15 protein-coding genes are annotated in these 16,962 nt (G+C 39.6%); 10 read left to right on the top strand and 5 right to left on the bottom strand.

The genetic code is table 11. From position 1 onward, the window contains the following. The first annotated feature begins 37 nt into the window (after nucleotides 1-37). From QNI15_RS08200 to QNI15_RS08160, 9 genes are all read left to right on the top strand, one after another. Nucleotides 38-409: a response regulator gene (locus QNI15_RS08200; protein WP_314031332.1), complete on the top strand. Its 372-nt coding sequence runs from the start codon at nucleotides 38-40 to the stop codon at nucleotides 407-409. Between the two features lie 18 nt (nucleotides 410-427). Then, on the top strand, nucleotides 428-1,240 hold the full coding sequence (locus tag QNI15_RS08195; RefSeq protein WP_314031331.1) for a CheR family methyltransferase: 813 nt from the start codon (nucleotides 428-430) through the stop codon (nucleotides 1,238-1,240). Continuing rightward, nucleotides 1,222-1,809, top strand: coding sequence for a chemotaxis protein CheB (locus QNI15_RS08190; protein ID WP_314031329.1), 588 nt, complete (start codon nucleotides 1,222-1,224; stop codon nucleotides 1,807-1,809). Before QNI15_RS08195 ends, QNI15_RS08190 begins: the two co-directional genes overlap by 19 nt. A 94-nt stretch (nucleotides 1,810-1,903) precedes the next feature. Then, nucleotides 1,904-2,164 carry a hypothetical protein gene (locus QNI15_RS08185; protein ID WP_313976083.1) on the top strand — a complete coding sequence of 87 codons (261 nt, stop codon included), beginning with the start codon at nucleotides 1,904-1,906 and terminating at the stop codon, nucleotides 2,162-2,164. Between the two features lie 166 nt (nucleotides 2,165-2,330). After that, nucleotides 2,331-3,608, top strand: coding sequence for a sodium:proton antiporter NhaD (gene nhaD, locus QNI15_RS08180; RefSeq protein ID WP_314031327.1), 1,278 nt, complete (start codon nucleotides 2,331-2,333; stop codon nucleotides 3,606-3,608). Between the two features lie 609 nt (nucleotides 3,609-4,217). After that, a complete protein-coding gene (locus QNI15_RS08175) occupies nucleotides 4,218-5,576 on the top strand; it encodes a BNR repeat-containing protein (protein WP_314031325.1) in 1,359 nt (452 codons plus the stop codon). A 154-nt stretch (nucleotides 5,577-5,730) separates the two neighbouring features. Further along, entirely contained in the window at nucleotides 5,731-6,438 is a 708-nt protein-coding gene (locus tag QNI15_RS08170) for a hypothetical protein (protein ID WP_314031324.1), read from the top strand. Nucleotides 6,439-6,533: 95 nt separating this feature from the next. Then, nucleotides 6,534-7,211 (top strand): response regulator transcription factor, encoded by a 678-nt coding sequence (locus QNI15_RS08165; RefSeq protein ID WP_314031323.1) that lies wholly within the window; start codon nucleotides 6,534-6,536, stop codon nucleotides 7,209-7,211. Between the two features lie 8 nt (nucleotides 7,212-7,219). Next, entirely contained in the window at nucleotides 7,220-8,557 is a 1,338-nt protein-coding gene (locus QNI15_RS08160) for a sensor histidine kinase (protein ID WP_314031322.1), read from the top strand. Between the two features lie 4 nt (nucleotides 8,558-8,561). Here the strand turns inward: QNI15_RS08160 and QNI15_RS08155 are convergent, their stop codons facing one another. The 5 genes from QNI15_RS08155 to QNI15_RS08135 form a co-directional block, all read right to left on the bottom strand. Then, a complete protein-coding gene (locus tag QNI15_RS08155; protein ID WP_314031320.1) occupies nucleotides 8,562-8,879 on the bottom strand; it encodes an AtuA-related protein in 318 nt (105 codons plus the stop codon). Further along, a complete protein-coding gene (locus QNI15_RS08150; RefSeq protein WP_314031319.1) occupies nucleotides 8,876-10,198 on the bottom strand; it encodes an acyclic terpene utilization AtuA family protein in 1,323 nt (440 codons plus the stop codon). The genes QNI15_RS08155 and QNI15_RS08150 overlap by 4 nt, the downstream gene beginning before the upstream one ends. Nucleotides 10,199-10,217: 19 nt before the next feature. After that, nucleotides 10,218-11,513 (bottom strand): CitMHS family transporter, encoded by a 1,296-nt coding sequence (locus QNI15_RS08145; protein WP_314031318.1) that lies wholly within the window; start codon nucleotides 11,511-11,513, stop codon nucleotides 10,218-10,220. A 4-nt stretch (nucleotides 11,514-11,517) separates the two neighbouring features. Next, complete coding sequence (locus QNI15_RS08140; RefSeq protein ID WP_314031317.1) at nucleotides 11,518-13,521, bottom strand: alpha/beta hydrolase domain-containing protein; 2,004 nt, start codon at nucleotides 13,519-13,521, stop codon at nucleotides 11,518-11,520. A gap of 112 nt (nucleotides 13,522-13,633) precedes the next feature. Continuing rightward, the gene (locus tag QNI15_RS08135) at nucleotides 13,634-15,274 is read right to left on the bottom strand and encodes a carboxylesterase/lipase family protein (RefSeq protein WP_390902169.1); all 1,641 of its coding nucleotides are present in this window, start codon (nucleotides 15,272-15,274) and stop codon (nucleotides 13,634-13,636) included. 182 nt (nucleotides 15,275-15,456) lie between these two features. On the opposite strand from QNI15_RS08135, the gene QNI15_RS08130 reads away from it, so the two are divergent. After that, a complete protein-coding gene (locus QNI15_RS08130; RefSeq protein ID WP_314031316.1) occupies nucleotides 15,457-16,176 on the top strand; it encodes an NUDIX hydrolase in 720 nt (239 codons plus the stop codon). Nucleotides 16,177-16,962: the final 786 nt, after the last annotated feature.

Here is a 16,962-nt window from a genome sequence, read left to right as displayed (position 1 = left end):
CATGTAGGAATAGCTACTATGTGAGTTGATACTTTATATGGAACAAACAGAAAAGAAAATATTAATTATTGATGATGATAGCCGGAATATTTTTGCTTTGACGGCCATCTTAAAATCCAGAGGCTTCATTGTTTTTTCGGCTGCCAGTGCTCAGGAAGGTATAGAGATGCTTTTACAAAATAAAAGTATAAAAGCTGTTCTGATGGATATGATGATGCCTGAAATGGACGGGTATGAAGCAATAGATTATATTCGGAATAAGGAGGAGATAGCTCATATTCCCATTATTGCTGTGACCGCACAGGCGATGGTTGGTGATAAAGAAAAATGTCTGGAGGCAGGTGCCAATGACTATATTTCAAAGCCTATCGATGTAGATGCTTTATTAAAAGTATTAGCAAACTATTAACTATTACAGATTGTCCAGATGATTACAGATGAAGAAGTAGACTGGTTGTTGAGCGATCTGTTGGAAGTGTATGGCTATGATTTTACAGATTATTCAAGAGCATCTATAAAAAGACGCATGAGCCGGCTCTTCTCTCTAGACCGGTTTCCCAGCTTTGCCGAATTTCGATTCAAACTTAGAAATGATGAAGAGTATCTGAAACGCTTTGTAGAAGAGATCACTGTGAACGTCACTGAGATGTTTAGGGATCCTACATTTTACAAAGTGCTTCGTACAGAAATACTTTCTGTACTGGCAACCTATCCTTTGATTCGGATCTGGCATGCTGGGTGTTCGACAGGCGAAGAAGTATATTCGATGGCGATTTTGCTGTCAGAAGCCAATCTATTACATAAATCATTGTTGTATGCAACAGACATTAACCCCAGTGTGCTGGAAAAGGCTAGCCGGGGAATATTTCCGTTGAGCCAGATGAAGCAATATTCTGAAAATTACATTCAATCAGGAGGGAAGCGAGATTTTTCATCTTATTATACCGCTAAATACGAATATGTGAAGTTTCATGAAGATCTGAAGCAGAAAATGATATTTGCTACTCATAATCTGGTGTCTGACCGATCTTTCAATGAGTTTCAATTGATTCTTTGTCGAAATGTACTCATTTACTTTGATCAGAACCTTCAGGAGAGAGTGTTTTCACTTTTTGATTATAGTTTGGAATCACTTGGATTTCTGGCATTAGGGTCCAAAGAGACTTTGCGCTTTTCCACTATCTCTACAAACTACCGTCAACATAGTTCCAAAGAAAAGATATGGCGGAAAATATCCTAAGTAAAAAATACAAATTAGTAGTGATTGGTGGTTCGGCGGGGAGTATGGAAGTAATTCTTGGAATACTAGCAGAATTAAAGCGAACTCTTTCACTAGCTATTGTTATTGTACTGCATCGAAAAAAAAATGGAGAATCTTTATTAGTTGACCTTTTCTATTCCAGAACCTCTCTGGTAGTAAAAGAGGCAGAAGAAAAAGAAAAGATACTGCCCGGGCATATTTATATAGCACCAGCAGATTATCATTTGCTGATTGAGAAAGACTTTACCTTTTCACTGGATTTCTCTGAAAAGGTGCACTACAGCAGACCAAGTATTGATGTTACTTTTGAAACGGCGGTAGATGCATATGGAGAGTCTCTGATTTGTATACTCTTGTCTGGTGCAAATGCGGATGGGGCACTTGGCGTAAAAAAAGCAAAGGCAGCAAAGGGGTTGACAATGGTTCAGAATCCTGAAGACGCAGAAGTATCTTTTATGCCCACACAGGCCATTGCTATAGCGCAAGTAGATTTGATTGTGGATGGGGCAGAGATGGGAGCCATTATTAATAATTTATCTGCTCAGTAAATTTCAGTGAGATTGTGTATTTTTGATAGACTGGGAACTTTGTCAACTGAAAAATGATTTTTCAGAAATAAACTTTATAAATAATCTTTGCATCATGAAATTGATATGTATCGATGATACCTGCAAGCCTAATGAGGTACAGCAGAAAAACTGGATCAAAAAAGGAGTAGAGTATACTGCATTGCGTCTGTATCGTAATCCATTGTCAGGAGATCAGTTTTTTGCTTTGGAAGAAGTGCAGCCAGATGCACCTTATGCAGGATATAAAGTGCAACGCTTTTCGTTTGATATCGATGAATTTATGAAAACATTTGTAGAACAGAAGGAAACAGTAGAAGAGCCTGAACTTGTGTAGTTGTTTTTATAAATGCTTCAAAAGAAATTGGGATCTCCGTGTTTTTATATAACACGGAGATTTTTTTATATATATGGTCCGGTAAATAATTAATTCCCAACGAAGAGTGTGATATGTTTTTCGCTATATAACTTGGTATTTGCTCTCTGCACTTTATTTTTACCGTATGAGTATTACATTACTTGTCACTCTTTTTATAGTGGGTTATGCAGCTATCACCCTTGAGCATCAGATTAATCTCAACAAAACAGCAACAGCGTTACTAACTGGGGTATTGTGCTGGACAATCTATGCACTTTTTCATGCTTCCAATACAAACCATGTTGTGGAAGAACTCTCCCGGCATTTATCTTCTATTGCTGAGATTCTTATCTTTTTATTGGGGGCTATGACTGTAGTAGAGCTGATTGACGCACATGAAGGTTTTCGTATTATCACAGATCATGTCACTTCCCGAAATACACTTCGGCTTCTTTGGATATTGTCTTTGTTGACTTTTTTCCTCTCAGCATTATTGGACAATCTTACTACTGCCATTGTCATGGTTTCATTGTTACGCAAACTGGTGACAGAAAAGGAACAACGTAAATTTTTTGCGGGAATCATTATTATTGCAGCAAATGCCGGAGGTGCTTGGTCTCCTTTGGGGGATGTAACTACTACTATGTTATGGATTGGCGGACAAATTTCTGCCATACCGATTATGAAAGGAGTTTTCCTCCCTGCATTGGTTTCGCTGCTTATTCCCCTGATCTATCTGTCATTTAAACTGAAAGGAAATAATATAGCTCCAAAAGTTGAAGATACAGGTACCCAAAATATCCAAGGTGGGCGCTTGATGTTGTATTGTGGATTAGGGAGTCTGCTTTTTGTCCCTGTCTTTAAAGCCATTACACAATTACCTCCTTATATAGGTATGTTACTGGGATTAGGTCTTGTATGGGTCGCTTCTGAGATTATACACAAAGATAAAGATGAGGAAGAACGGAAGCCTTTTACTGCCGTGTATGCTTTGCAACGAATAGATACTTCAAGCATACTTTTCTTTTTAGGCATTCTGCTCGCTATCAGTTGCCTGGAATCTGCTCATGTATTGCAAGGCTTAGCTATCTGGATGGGCAATACTATCGGAAATCTGGATGTGATAGTAGTATTGATTGGGTTAGTATCTGCTGTCATTGATAATGTGCCACTTGTGGCTGCAACAATGGGTATGTATGATTTGGCAAATTATCCTATGGACCATAAGCTATGGGAGTTTTTAGCCTATGCAGCTGGTACAGGTGGCAGTATCCTTATCATTGGTTCAGCAGCGGGAGTCGCTGTAATGGGAATGGAAAAAATAAATTTTATGTGGTATTTGAAACGTATTGGAATACTGGCTTTTATAGGCTATCTGGGAGGTGCGGTTACATACCTCCTCATCTATCAGATTCTACATTAAGAAGGATGAGTAACAGAAATTTTAAGGTATTTTTAAGGTATTTTCTTCTTTGTTACATAGTAGATTTTGTAAACTTGCTATCATCATTTCCCTTACGCATTAGGAAATATGATTTATTCATAGACAGGCACTGCTGACTGGAGTTTTCAGTTAGCAGTCTTTTTTTAGGGTTGTGGGTAGTACTTATGAGGTATACCAGACATGAGAACTATGGCCCGGGTAGGATCTCGGCAAGGTGTAAACCGAGATCTTTTGTATGGAACCAATCCAGCTGTCTGTCCCCGGTAACAGTGAGTAGGAGTGTTTCTATAAAATGTTGAATGTAGGTTTAGTGGTCTGCATTAGGTTATGCTATTACGATGTTTAAAAGTAACGATCTGAAAGTAAATGCCAACCTAAATGAGATAGACAGAATAAATATGTAGATATATACTTTGACTTCCTCGACATAATTGTTGGGGAAACTATTAGCTGTCAGGAAGTTGGCTTAGACTAGTACAAGAAAAATTTCTTTTCTCCTTTATAAATGGTTGATTGTATCTATTTTGGCAAACTCAAACTATAGATAGATTCACTAGCCAAATGCCATATACTATTAGCTTATACAATGTGAAGAGTTTTATAACTCTTTTATTTTCTCCTTATGCCAAACGTATTTTACTGCTTTTTATCCTTTCTCTTAAAGCGGGTGCTGGTATTGTATACGGTCAGAAAACCGAGCCCGAAGTAACTATTCTTCCTGTAGGAAAAGGTTGGGCATCCAATTCTGTAAATACTGTTATATTCCGCAGGAATGCCTTAGTCACCCATGGTAACTATCAATACATTGCATTTTATGATAGTACCCGGCATGTAGTTTTAGGTAAACGAAAGCTGAAAAGCAAGAAATGGGAATTGGTGCAAACCATTTTTAAGGGTAATGCCTATGATGCACATAATTGTATAAGCATTATGGTAGATGGTGAAGGATATTTGCATCTGTCCTGGGATCATCATGATAATCAGTTGCGGTATGCTAAAAGTATTACTCCCGGTTCTTTAATTATGACCTATAAGCTTCCAATGACAGGTATATTGGAAGAAAAAGTTTCTTATCCGCAGTTCTATAGGTTCCCAGACGGAAACCTATTGTTCTCTTATAGAAATGGAGCCTCTGGAAGGGGAAATCTGGTAATTAACAAATACAACACTACTAATAAGAAGTGGCAGCAAATCACTCCAAATTTGATTGATGGTGAAGGAAAGCGAAATGCATATAGTCAGACTTATGTCGATCCAAAGGGAATAATTCATATTAGCTGGGTATGGCGTGAATCTCCCAATGTCGCCAGCAACCATGATATGTGTTATGCACGATCCACCGATGGAGGCTTAACATGGGAAAAATCTACCGGAGAGAAGTATCAACTGCCGATTAACGCTGCTTCGGCTGAATATGTTATGCAAATCCCGCAAAATAGTGAGTTGATCAATCAAACCTCTATGTTTGCAGGAGTTGATGGGTATCCATTTATTGCCAGTTATTGGCGTGATCAAAATGAAAAAGTGCCTCAATTTCGTGTGATATATTATGATGGAAACAGATGGAATCACCTGAATACGAATTTCAGAAAAACGCCTTTTAGCTTAAGTGGTGGTGGCACCAAACGTATACCTATTTCCCGTCCCTATCTGGTTTCCTGGAAGAACAAAGGTCAAACATCAGTGGCTGTCATTTTTCGAGACGAAGAACGAGGTAGTAAGGTTTCTGTGGCCATCTGTCAGAATATTACTAGTCCTACTTGGGTAGTGAAAGACCTTAGTGTAGAATCAGTAGGGTCATGGGAACCTACCTATGATACAGAGTTATGGAAATACAAAGGCATTCTGGATTTATTTATACAAAAGGTAGAACAAACCGATGCAGAAGGCGTGTCTGCTATTCCTGCACAGGAAGTACAAGTGATGGAAGTAAAATTTAACCGATGACCTGAAGAAAATTATGGGTCTATTATATCATAGTTATCAACAGTATGAAGAAAAATTAATTTCTATTTCATATTGCTCTTAACTTGGTTAGGTAGTTTTGTATCAATTCAATTACAATTCACATTTAACCAGAGTAATTACTATGAAAACCTCAATGAAAAAAATACTGATAGCCATTGCTGCCTTAATCATTTGTGCTCCTGTATTTGCGCAACAAACCGAAGACGACCACCGTCGGGGCCCGCATGGAGAAGGACGTCCTCCTCATGAAAAAGGTGACAGACCTCACGGTCGCGGAAAAGGTGGTTTACGTGTATTAAGTGAGTACAAAGGCACATTGGTCGACTTTACTTATAATGAAGAGAAAGCATACAATGGTTTTACCTTAAGTTCAGAGGGAAAAAATACGGAGGTACGCTTTGCCCCTCATTTAGCCAAAGAAATTATGAGTGCTGCTAAAAAAGGCGGAAATGTAACGATTATAGGCTTTAAACGATCTGGCAAAGACGGAGCAGAAGTAATTGTATTGAACAGTATTACTTCCGGATCAAAAACAGTGTATGAACACAGACCTGAGAGAGATGGTCGTCCGAAAGAAGAATTCACAAAAGCAGATGGAAAGATTACAGCTCTTGCCAAGGATAAAGAAGGACGTGTAAACGGTGTGTATCTGGATAAATCTCTGGTACGATTTGCTCCACATGTAGCTTTTCAGCTAGGTGATAAACTATCTGTTGGAAAAGCAATAGCTATAACAGGGTATGTACGTGGCAATAGAGAAGGAGAAGTATTTGTCGAAAACACCAAAGTGGTAATGGCACAGACTCTGGCTGTAGATGGTACTACGTATGCTGTACGTTAATAAGCATATCTCAAGTCTATTTATTTAGGCTTGGGATATTTTTTGCATGTAGTAAGCTGGTATTAAAAAGTGTATGTTAAAAAATCTGTTGTGTTATGAAGATCCTGTTGGTAGAAGATGAAGTTCGCTTGGCTGAACATGTTTCTAAAGGTTTGGAGCAGGCTGGACATATAGTAGATACTGCTTCTAATGGCTCTATAGCGCTTGAATACGCTTCTACCACAGCGTTCGATCTGATCTTGCTTGATTTGATGTTGCCGGGACAAAATGGGTTCGAAGTATTAAAAAACTTACGAGATTTCAATATTCGTATTCCTGTCATCATTCTAAGTGCATTAAGTAATACAGAACATGTAATCAAAGCTTTGAATGATGGAGCTTTGGATTATATCCGAAAACCGTTTGATTTTGAAGAGCTTCTCGCCCGAATTGGAGTGATTGGAAGAAAGACGATGACACAACAGAGTACAAAACTGATAGTGGCAGGGTTGGAAATGGATAAAATGAAACATGAAGTAAGTCGGGATGGTAAAAAAATAGAACTGACCAATCGTGAGTTTGCTTTGTTAGAATTATTTATGTCTAATCCAGACAAGCTGATTTCCCGAACACAGATTGCTGAGAAAGTTTGGGAGGTTGATTTTGATATGGGGAGTAATGTGATTGAAGTCCATATTTACCAGCTTCGAAAGAAGATCAATAAAGGATTTGAGACAGAGCTAATACGCACAGTTGTTGGACGAGGATATGTCCTGGAAAGTAATCCACTCTAACAAGTAGTATGGCTGTGATTTTTTACAAGACTATTCGGTTCCGGATCGCACTGATAAGTGCCGTTATATTCATTATTATTTCCACTATTGGAGCGGTTGTTTGTTATATACTAATCCGCAAAACGGTAGAGCGGGCAGCATTTCGCCAGACAGAATCTCAGGCGTATGCCTTACTGGATCGTATAGAAATTGACCCGGTTCTCATTCCCTTACCACAGGCTGATGAGGCTGCCCGTATAGAGTTGATCAGTTTGGATTCTGTACAGGTATTGTTTGAATCTCCCCAACTTAAACAGTTTAAAATTACCAATCGTCTGAACTTTCGTCATAATCCAGTGGTACATGTGACGAAGTTTGTAGATGCAGAAACTGTTCTATCTGTATTTTTTACCAGTACCCGGCCTGAAATAGCTGAGACGTTAAATCGTATAGCCTGGGTTTTGGGAATTACTATCGTATTCAGTGGTAGCATAGCTGCATGGCTTGCGTACCTGGCCGGAAATATATTTTTACAGCCAATCAGACATATAACAGAGGTTGCCAGAAAGATACATCTGAGTGAACGCCCCCAACAGGTAGTAGAAGTAACTCAAACTTATGATGAAGTTCAGCAACTGGCTGAAACTTTCAATCAGATGCTGATACGTATTGGTAGTGAAGTTGAAAAGCAAAATCATTTCTTTGCTTCAGCCTCCCATGAGTTACGAACTCCACTTGCTATTCTACAGACGGAAATACAGGTAAGATTAAAAGGCGGGAATTTACCAGATGATATACAAAAGCTACTGGAAAACCAATTGGCAGAAACGCATCGACTTCGGAATCTGGTAGAAGATTTTCTGATGGTCAGTTCTCTAAAGAATCCTGACCTGTTATTATTACCTACTACAGTAAAGATGGACGAATTGGTGTTGGAAGTTGCGGATCGGTTTACATTGTTATTACATCAGAGACAACTTCGTTTGAGCATAGATCTGGATGCCAACACCGATTTATTTGATGTACAGGGAGATGCTTCAAAACTAAAAACAGTTGTAAGTAATCTTTTTGATAATGCAATCAAATATGCCCCCGAAAATGATCTGTTACATATAAAGCTTTTTCGGAATGAGAAAAAACAGGTAACACTGATTTTTGAAAATCACTACTATGGAAGTGGGATAGATCTGAAAGCCTTAACACAGGCATTTTATCAGACGGATACACTAGCCAGTGGATTTGGAATGGGTTTATGGATAAGTCGAAGGATTCTGGAACTTCATCAGGCGACATTATCTTTAACGAATGAAAATGAAATGTTTGGTGTGCAGATTCAATTTCCTTTCTTTCCAATTACAGAAGATTAGCAACCTACAGATTTACTTCAATTTCCATCTCCAATAAAGCAAAACTAAGACTTTTGCCATGAGTATCCATCGACAAAGAGGTAGTAACACCTCCTAGTAATGCCTGTTTACAAACAAAGTGTAATGCAGGTAGATTAGGGAGTTCATAGCGTATAATTTCTCCAGACACAATATCTTTGAGATGTTGTTTTACAGAGTCCGCAGTCACCTGGCTACAAAGAATCGGATAATATTCGGGTTTATAGGGAATCAGCGATAAGGTAAGTGTATTTCCCTTGTCTCCTGCACGACTGTGGGCTATCTCGTAGAGTTTGGTTTTCATGACTGATATAAAGAAATTGTTGATTGAACCTGGGTACGAGGAATTAGTGTAGAAACAATACCTACCACTTCATGGATGTATTTGCGCACTCCACCACCTCCAGCTGGACCATTGGTATACAGTGCTTCTACTTCTTCACCTACCAGAGCTGCCTGTGTTGAGGTTGACGCCATTGCTGCTACCCGCAGGCGTATTTCGTAAGGGTCTGGATGGTGTCCAAAGCTGGTTCGGTGTACAGAAGTACTGCCTATGTAATCAATGCGAATATCTGAAAATGAAGAACTAAGCCGTTGCCGGATAGTTTCACCTGCGAGTTGTGCCCGTTGCAACACATTGCTACCTGCATAGGAAATTTCTCCTTCTCCAATAAAACCTGCTGCATATCCTACACTTACTTTCAAAGTTTCAGGTCTTTGTTTACCTCTACCACCTACTGCCTGCACCTGGTTCTCCTCAAGTTGTCTTAAGTGTACTTCTGTAAAGTCAGCTACTACATCCGGTGTAAAGTATTGACTTGGGTCCATGACTTCGTATAAAAGTTGTTCTTTGGTCGTTGCAAGAGTAATGGTACCACCTGTTCCTGGTACCTTACTAAATATGGCTGTTCCATCTTCCCACACATCAACAAAAGGATGTCCCAGATTGGCAAAATCTGGAATATCTTTTTTACCTGGATCAGCAAAATAGCCACCTGTTAGCTGGCCTGCACATTCCATTAAATGTCCAATTACCGTTGCCTGCCCAATTCGTTCTGTGTCATCTAAAGACCATCCAAAACTATGCACTAATGGCGCAACGAAAAGCGATGGGTCTGCTACACGTCCGGTGATGATGATGTGAGCATCGGTTGCCAGGGCAGGTAACAAGGCATCTGCCCCCAGATAGGCATTGGCAGAAATTAATTTTCCGTAAGTGTGTAAGGGTTCTCCTGTTTCAATAGAGTTTTCAATGCCTGATAACAATGGCAATACATCATCCCCTGTAACAACAGCTACAATGATATTCAGATGTAATTGACGAGCTATTTGACAGATAGTTTCTGCTGCAGCTATCGGGTTGGCTGCTCCCATATTAGTGATAAGCCGAATGTTACTTTTCCTGATCAGAGGCAACAAACCGTGTATCCTACGTTCCAGTAAAGGATCATAGCCTTTGGTTGCATCCTGTAATTTACGTTTCTGAGCCAAAGCAATTGTACGTTCTGCAAGACATTCCAACACCAGATAGTCCAGTTCTCCTTTTTCTGCCAGAATAAGAGCCGGTTCTAGCCGATCTCCGGAAAATCCTGCTCCACAACCTATTCGTATCTTGTGTTTCATGATAAGGTAGTTTTTAAACTTAGATTTGTATAGATCCGGTTGCTAAGGCAATAAGTGTCATAACCAGGGTAGTTCCGAATGCCCATTTAAAAATAAACCGTTGATGGTCTCCCAATTCTACTTCTGCAAGTCCAACCAGTAAGAAAGTGGACGCGGTAAGAGGACTCAAAGGAAATCCTACAGTCATTTGACCTAGTAAGGCTGCTCTTCCTATTTGTAACGGATCTATAGCATAATGTTGTGCTGCCTGACTTAAAATAGGTACTACTCCAAAATAATAGGCATCTGGTGTGAATAACATACTTGCAGGCATACTGGTAAGAGCTGCGAAGACTGGCAATAAATTGCCATGCTCTTGTGGGATAAGAGATACCAGTGTGTGGGCCATCGCATCAATCATTTTGGAGCCCGTCAGAATACCTGAAAATACACCTGCCGCGAATATCATACCTGAAACTAAAAAGATATTGGAGCCATGTGCCTTGAGTACCAATTGCTGTTCTTTCAGTTTGGGGAAATTTATGAGAAGAGCTAGGGTACTTGCTACCACAAACAATACTGGCGTTGGTAGCCATCCCTTCATAAGTATCACTATCAGTGCAATGGTTGTAATAGCATTGAACCAAAGTAAGGACGGACGACGGAATCCTTTTTTTTCTTCACTCAAGTTTGTTTTGGGATCATAGTCTAACGATACAATACCCAGACGCTTCCGTTCTTTTTTACCAAAGTAGTAAGCAACAAACAATACCCATACAATCCCACCAATTATCGCAGGAATATTGGGATTGAACATGTGAACAGCATCAGAATTAAGTGTTGCCATAGCTCTGGCAGATGTGCCAGACCAGGGAACCAGATGCATAGGGCCTACACTTAAGGCAACAATACCTGTTAATATTAATTTATTTATTTGAAGCTGGGTATACAAAGGAAGGAATGCTGATATCACTATCATAAATGTGGCTGTACCATCTCCATCCAGATGTACTATCATTGTTAGTACTGCCGTGCCCATAATTATTTTGAGTGGATCGCCTTGGGCATATCGGATAATTAGTGCAATGACAGGGTCAAACAAACCAACATCCAGCATAATGCTGAAGTAAAGTACTGCAAACATCAGCAAAATTCCGGTTGGGGCTACCTGTTTGATTCCGGTAAGCATCATATCTGACAGTTCTTTGACTGAAAAGCCTGCAATAATCCCAAATACAACCGGAACAATGACTAACGCAGTTAGAACAGACAACCGTTTGAAAATAATAAGCAGTAAAAAAACGAGGATAGTGGAAAAGCCAAGAAATGCGAGCACAGGATTATCTGGAGTTTAGAGTTTCACTTTGTTCAGCCTTTGTAATTTCAATCTGGGCGTCTTCTGGTAATAGGAAGCCTGATTTAACCAGTTCCTCTGCTGCTTTTCTGACTGCTGAAACATATCCTTCGTGACTACCATAACGTTCTTCCAGGGATAGTCGTGGATCTCCTGACGTTATACGTTCTTGTTTTGTCTTGGCAAATGGAATGAACATGCCATTTAATGAAGCAAGATCTCCTTCTCCAAACCCTTTTTGACGAATACTCCAGCCTGTATAGGTGCCTAGAGGAACACGTATGGTAACGTTTCGGATACCGTCTAGTTCATTACCATCTGGGTCTACTTTGGGAACCAGAACTGTATAATTTTTTCCTGGAATAATTTTGGGCGGTTCCCGCAAGATGCCTGTGGTATATTTGGTTGTAAATCCAGGGCCAAAATCCAGTAAAGGAATTTTGTTGACCAATCCACTATAAGGCACTTTGGGAATTTTGGGCCAGCCTGTGCTTTTTTGATCAGGAGAAACAAGTGTTCCTTTGGCTATAGTAGAATAAACACTTTCTGGAGGAGTTTTTCCTGTTACTATCCATTCTTCCAGAGAAATAAGAATAGCCCGCAGATATGGAATATAAGAGTTGGGATTAGTTATAAATCCACTACTCTTATCTGTTATACCATATGGCGTATGTTGGGTACCTGCAAAATGATAGATACGAACATTAGGAGGGAGTACCAGATCTTTCTTTCCATAGGAGTCCGTGGTGGGAAGAGAGGCTCTGAGCTGCCAGTACTCGGATGAGCTTAGTGTCTGTATAACTTTAGGACAGGTACCTGTCTGAATACATTTTTCCAGTATGCCACTTGTAATACCAGAAACAGGATCATAGTGTACGTCCCAGGTAAAGGGAGGTTCATTACTGGGAAATAAGTGATCCTCATGTTGCAATCCGCCTCCTCCAGGACGTCCAAACCGGACATTCAGTGAAATGCGACGAGGGGCAATATGGGCATTAACACCATCAAAAACCTGTTTTAAATTTTCATCCTGGTTAAACCCCAGATGTAGAAATGTTCGTGCAAAGTTACTGCATTGGGATACACCCTGTAAAATGGTTGCTCGTATGGGAATAGATGTACCTGTAATCAGAGGATTACTATTTCCAGATTGATCCTGGGTCTGATATCGGAGAAATGAGACTATATCACGTATAGCGGCAAATCCAAGCCCCATTATCAATGGATTTTTAGCGATATATATCAGTTCATAGATATAATTGGGGTCAAATTTTTCTTTTAGGGAAATTTGGGTGGTACTGGGTGTACCAGGAAAAGGGACTACGCTACAATCCGAAAAAGCCCATTCTGTATTGGGGATTGAAACACGAGTATCAGCTTCATGTATACGTTTTGTGAGGACTAGTCCTCTGTTATCCAGACTAATAGTTTCATAGCTGTGATGGGTGTTTCCACTGAATGCACCACTACTCAGATTAAGTGTCTGAGTCGGTTCCAGTACCTGATACTCAGTTCGTAGCATACCCGTAATCTCTTTGCCGTTTTCTGTTGCAACAGGGACTTTCATTGTCAGTCGGTTGTTTCCTGCTAATACATCTCCCTGCCAGGCACACCAGAGATATACATACCCTCTTTTCAGGAGAGTAGTATCTGGAGGAAATACATTTCCCCGATTGGGCAAGCTTAAAAATAAGATTCCATTATTTCGGTTGTTATCCTTTGGGTGAAGCAGAATAAATTCAGATATATATTCAACTTTTCCCCTAGCATTTTTCGGTGCCAGATCTATATCCTGAATAATTCTATTGAGCGTATGTTTGGGATCTACCTCTCCAATTATCTGACCATATACTTTCTCATATGACCCTATGTTTCCGAATAACCTGGCATTTTCATAAGGCTCTGTTTTCGTAATAAGAATTTTTACTATTTCTGCTCTGAGTGTAATAGAGAGAATGAAGAAAAATGACGTATAAACGAGTTTTTTCATGCTAATTTTACTAACAAGAGACGGTAATAGAGAAACATACACTCGCAGGTATTAGGATATAAAAAACAGACCTGTGAAATCAGTTTTCACAGGTCTGTTGTAAGTCAGAAGTTTATTTGGTAGTTGCTTGTTCTAAAAACAGATAGCGAGCTCTATTTTTATCAGTTTGTACGCCACTGGTTACATCTATATACATAACCTGATCTCCTTTCGCATTTTTCATAACAGGCCACTCTGGAAGACCTTTGCCATTGGGGTTACCAGTTTTGATAAAGTTGGCAAAATAGTTTTGCATAGTTTCTGAAACCTTGTAATCGTCCGCACTCCATTCATATACCTGGTTATGAGGAAGATTTCCCATTGCATACTCAATTTCTGCTGAGTGTACTGCACCCGTTGCCGGAGGCATCTTAATTGCGTTCGCATCCGTATTTTTTACTACACCACCTGCAAGACCAGGGGCTGCATTACCCATTGCTGCTTTCATTTGAGGTCTGGGACGTGTATAATAATAGCGATACACAGGTTTTCCTCCTGTTTGGTTATGTACATCCAACCATTTCCAGGTACTATATCCAATAAACCGATCACCGGCAAGATCTGTAGCGGATTGAGTTACTTCGTTTTCTGAAGATGCAGGATAAAGTTTCAGTGCTTCGGTTGCTTTGTCGCCATATAGTTTCTGTACTGCTTTAGTATAGTTTTCAGCAGTAGGCGACTCTTGTCCCATAATAAACCGATAATTCATCTCTTCTGAGTTCCATCCACCTAACAGAGGCACATGTGCTTGCTGGCCTGCCTTAAAAATGTCAGCAGGGGAAGTAGGGAAGAAATAGCCATCTACAATAGCTGAAAACCATGGTGTACCTGGTTTTGCTGTTGCTTCTAATAGTTGTTCTGCTGGTATAGCCCGTAATGCTGCTAATGAGTTAGCACCTGCGTCTGCTGCAAATTTTACACCTGTCTGCTCTGCTTGGCTAAGAGGCATTAAAGGTTGCAGAGATAATAAAGATCCACTTTCTCCAATGGCACCAGCAATCAGATTTTTAGAATGAGGTGACGCCATCTGTGCACTCACTGCGAAAGATCCTGCTGATTCACCTGCAATTGTAACTCTTTTGGGGTCACCACCAAAGGCTGCAATGTTTTGTTGTACCCAACGCAATGCAGCAGTCTGGTCCATTAATCCATAGTTGCCAGAGGCTTTGTTGGGTGATTCCTTTGTAAGTTCAGGATGAGCCATGAAGCCAAATACACCTAAACGATAATTTACGGTAAGCGCAACAATACCTTTCTGTGCCATGCTTTCTCCATCATAACGGGCTTCAGAACCATCGCCAGCTACGAAGCCGCCACCATAGAAGTATACCAGCACAGGTAGTTTTTCATTTCCGGATTTAGCGGGAGTCCATACATTCAGATACAAACAATCTTCACTCATTCCATTGGAACGGAAACCCATATCACCAAAAATTGGACGTTGCATAGCTCTGGGACCAAATTTGTCTGTTTTAAGTACCCCTGTCCAATTCTTTACAGGCTGCGGTTCTCTCCAGCGCAGATCACCTACAGGTGGAGCCGCAAATGGGATACCTTTAAATGAACGGATGCCACTTTTTTCTGCTGTACCCTCTACAAGACCATTGGCTGTCTTAACCTGATTGGCCTTGTCTGAAATAGTTTTGGGGGCCTGCGCTATAGCCATTGAGATAAACTGAGTAGTCGCAGCCAGTAATAATAGGAGTGTTTTCATAAAGGTGAATGGTATTAAACAATTCGATTATTGAAATAATTTTTTATATTGTCGCAATAGTGAACAATAGTAAAAAACAAATTGGGAACTTCCAAAAATAATGTTGCAAATTGCGACAATAAAAATTTGAAAGGTAGTATACGTTTTTGTGCACCCTATCTGGTTGTTAATTTTGTCTATAGATGAATAACTCTCCCTCGCTTCTTCCTCCCGGTGGTGAAGGCTTTTTACCAGGACTGGCAATAGATCTGGTCATTTTTGGATTTCATGAAAACCAGTTGAAGATTCTTCTGTTGGAATATAAGAACACAGGCTTATTTGCCCTTCCTGCTGGTTTTATTAAAAATGATGAGAATCTGAATGATGCTGCTCGTAGAGCTTTGACAGAACGTACAGGATTACATGATATTTATCTGGAACAATACTATGTATTTGGTGATGTAACACGCCATGATCCTACCCCTTTGGAAGCCATCATGTTAGGAAAGGGACATGTGCCTTCTCACGATCATTGGTTATTACGGCGGTTTGTTTCAGTAGGATATTATGCATTGGTTGATTTCACACAAGCAGTACCTATTCCGGATTTGTTGTCAGATCAATGTGAGTGGCATGATTTGAATAACCTGCCTTCACTGATGTTAGATCATACCACTATGGTAAACAAAGCGTTACAGACATTAAGAGATAATCTGGATCATAAGCTCATTGGGACTAACCTTTTGCCTGAGACTTTTACAATGGGGGACTTACAAACCCTGTACGAAACAATACTTGGTGAAAAATTAAATCGAACCAGTTTTCAACGTAAAATGCTGGATTTAAATATCCTGGAAAGATTAGATAAGAAATGGACTGGTGGTGCACATAAGGCACCTTATCTCTATCGATTCAAAGGCTGAATAGCTCAGAAAATAGTTAAACAAGTCTATCGGTACTATCCATAAATCTACTCAGATTAAGAGGAAGTATACTATAGACAAGGTTAGTTTGTACTTACTATACATTCTTCTGAAGTCTGGTTACTCCTTTTACCAACGTTTTAGTGGGAGTTTTATATAAAAATGCTAAAAGACTGCAGGTTCTCCTATATGTAATTAGTTGGTCAGTTTAAGATAGAATCCTACCTACAAACAAGGATATAGTGCATTTGTTTGTGGTATAGATAGGGTATGAAAAACAGGACAATATAGTTGGAGCCCAAAATTGTCTACTAGTTTTAAAAGAAATGAAAAGTATAGGTTCAGCGCAAGGGAAACCTATTTGTTTATTGATAGACAGCATATATGGAGATCAGTAAATAGGTGAAATCGTAACTTAAAATCTAGCTTCACAACCTTATAAAATTACACAACTACTTCCATCACGGAGTATACATGAAGATGTAATATCTGAAAGTATTTCTCTGCATTGTAAGATCAGGTTGTCATTATTTATAATATCCCCTGACTGGTAATAATCCCCTCAAAATAGCAACCATTCTGCATTTCTTTTCTTTCTACTTTTGGCTATCCACTATATATAAACAGCCAGCATTGACTTCATATATTTATAATCAGGAATTTGCAGAGAATAGATAACTCGTACAACTATCTCCGGATTATAAAGAAATTTTCTATGTCCTTCATTAAACAGGAGAAGTAGAGATCATGATAAGATCAAAGTGAAATATCTTATGTGAGCTTAAT

The sequence above is a fragment of the Xanthocytophaga flava genome (assembly GCF_030068545.1).
Taxonomy (GTDB): Bacteria; Bacteroidota; Bacteroidia; order Cytophagales; family 172606-1; genus Xanthocytophaga; species Xanthocytophaga flava.
The sequence above is the reverse complement of the archived record's forward strand: the minus strand, read 5'-3'. Positions and strand labels throughout refer to the sequence as shown.

What these genes read in the sequence shown, in the direction of transcription:
- QNI15_RS08200 (WP_314031332.1), top strand. Translation starts at nt 38, where the DNA reads ATGGAACAAACAGAAAAGAAAATATTAATTATTGATGATGATAGCCGG.
- QNI15_RS08195 (WP_314031331.1), top strand. Translation starts at nt 428, where the DNA reads ATGATTACAGATGAAGAAGTAGACTGGTTGTTGAGCGATCTGTTGGAA.
- QNI15_RS08190 (WP_314031329.1), top strand. Translation starts at nt 1,222, where the DNA reads ATGGCGGAAAATATCCTAAGTAAAAAATACAAATTAGTAGTGATTGGT.
- QNI15_RS08185 (WP_313976083.1), top strand. Translation starts at nt 1,904, where the DNA reads ATGAAATTGATATGTATCGATGATACCTGCAAGCCTAATGAGGTACAG.
- nhaD (WP_314031327.1), top strand. Translation starts at nt 2,331, where the DNA reads ATGAGTATTACATTACTTGTCACTCTTTTTATAGTGGGTTATGCAGCT.
- QNI15_RS08170 (WP_314031324.1), top strand. Translation starts at nt 5,731, where the DNA reads ATGAAAAAAATACTGATAGCCATTGCTGCCTTAATCATTTGTGCTCCT.
- QNI15_RS08165 (WP_314031323.1), top strand. Translation starts at nt 6,534, where the DNA reads ATGAAGATCCTGTTGGTAGAAGATGAAGTTCGCTTGGCTGAACATGTT.
- QNI15_RS08160 (WP_314031322.1), top strand. Translation starts at nt 7,220, where the DNA reads ATGGCTGTGATTTTTTACAAGACTATTCGGTTCCGGATCGCACTGATA.
- QNI15_RS08155 (WP_314031320.1), bottom strand. Translation starts at nt 8,879, where the DNA reads ATGAAAACCAAACTCTACGAGATAGCCCACAGTCGTGCAGGAGACAAG.
- QNI15_RS08150 (WP_314031319.1), bottom strand. Translation starts at nt 10,198, where the DNA reads ATGAAACACAAGATACGAATAGGTTGTGGAGCAGGATTTTCCGGAGAT.
- QNI15_RS08140 (WP_314031317.1), bottom strand. Translation starts at nt 13,521, where the DNA reads ATGAAAAAACTCGTTTATACGTCATTTTTCTTCATTCTCTCTATTACA.
- QNI15_RS08135 (WP_390902169.1), bottom strand. Translation starts at nt 15,274, where the DNA reads ATGAAAACACTCCTATTATTACTGGCTGCGACTACTCAGTTTATCTCA.
- QNI15_RS08130 (WP_314031316.1), top strand. Translation starts at nt 15,457, where the DNA reads ATGAATAACTCTCCCTCGCTTCTTCCTCCCGGTGGTGAAGGCTTTTTA.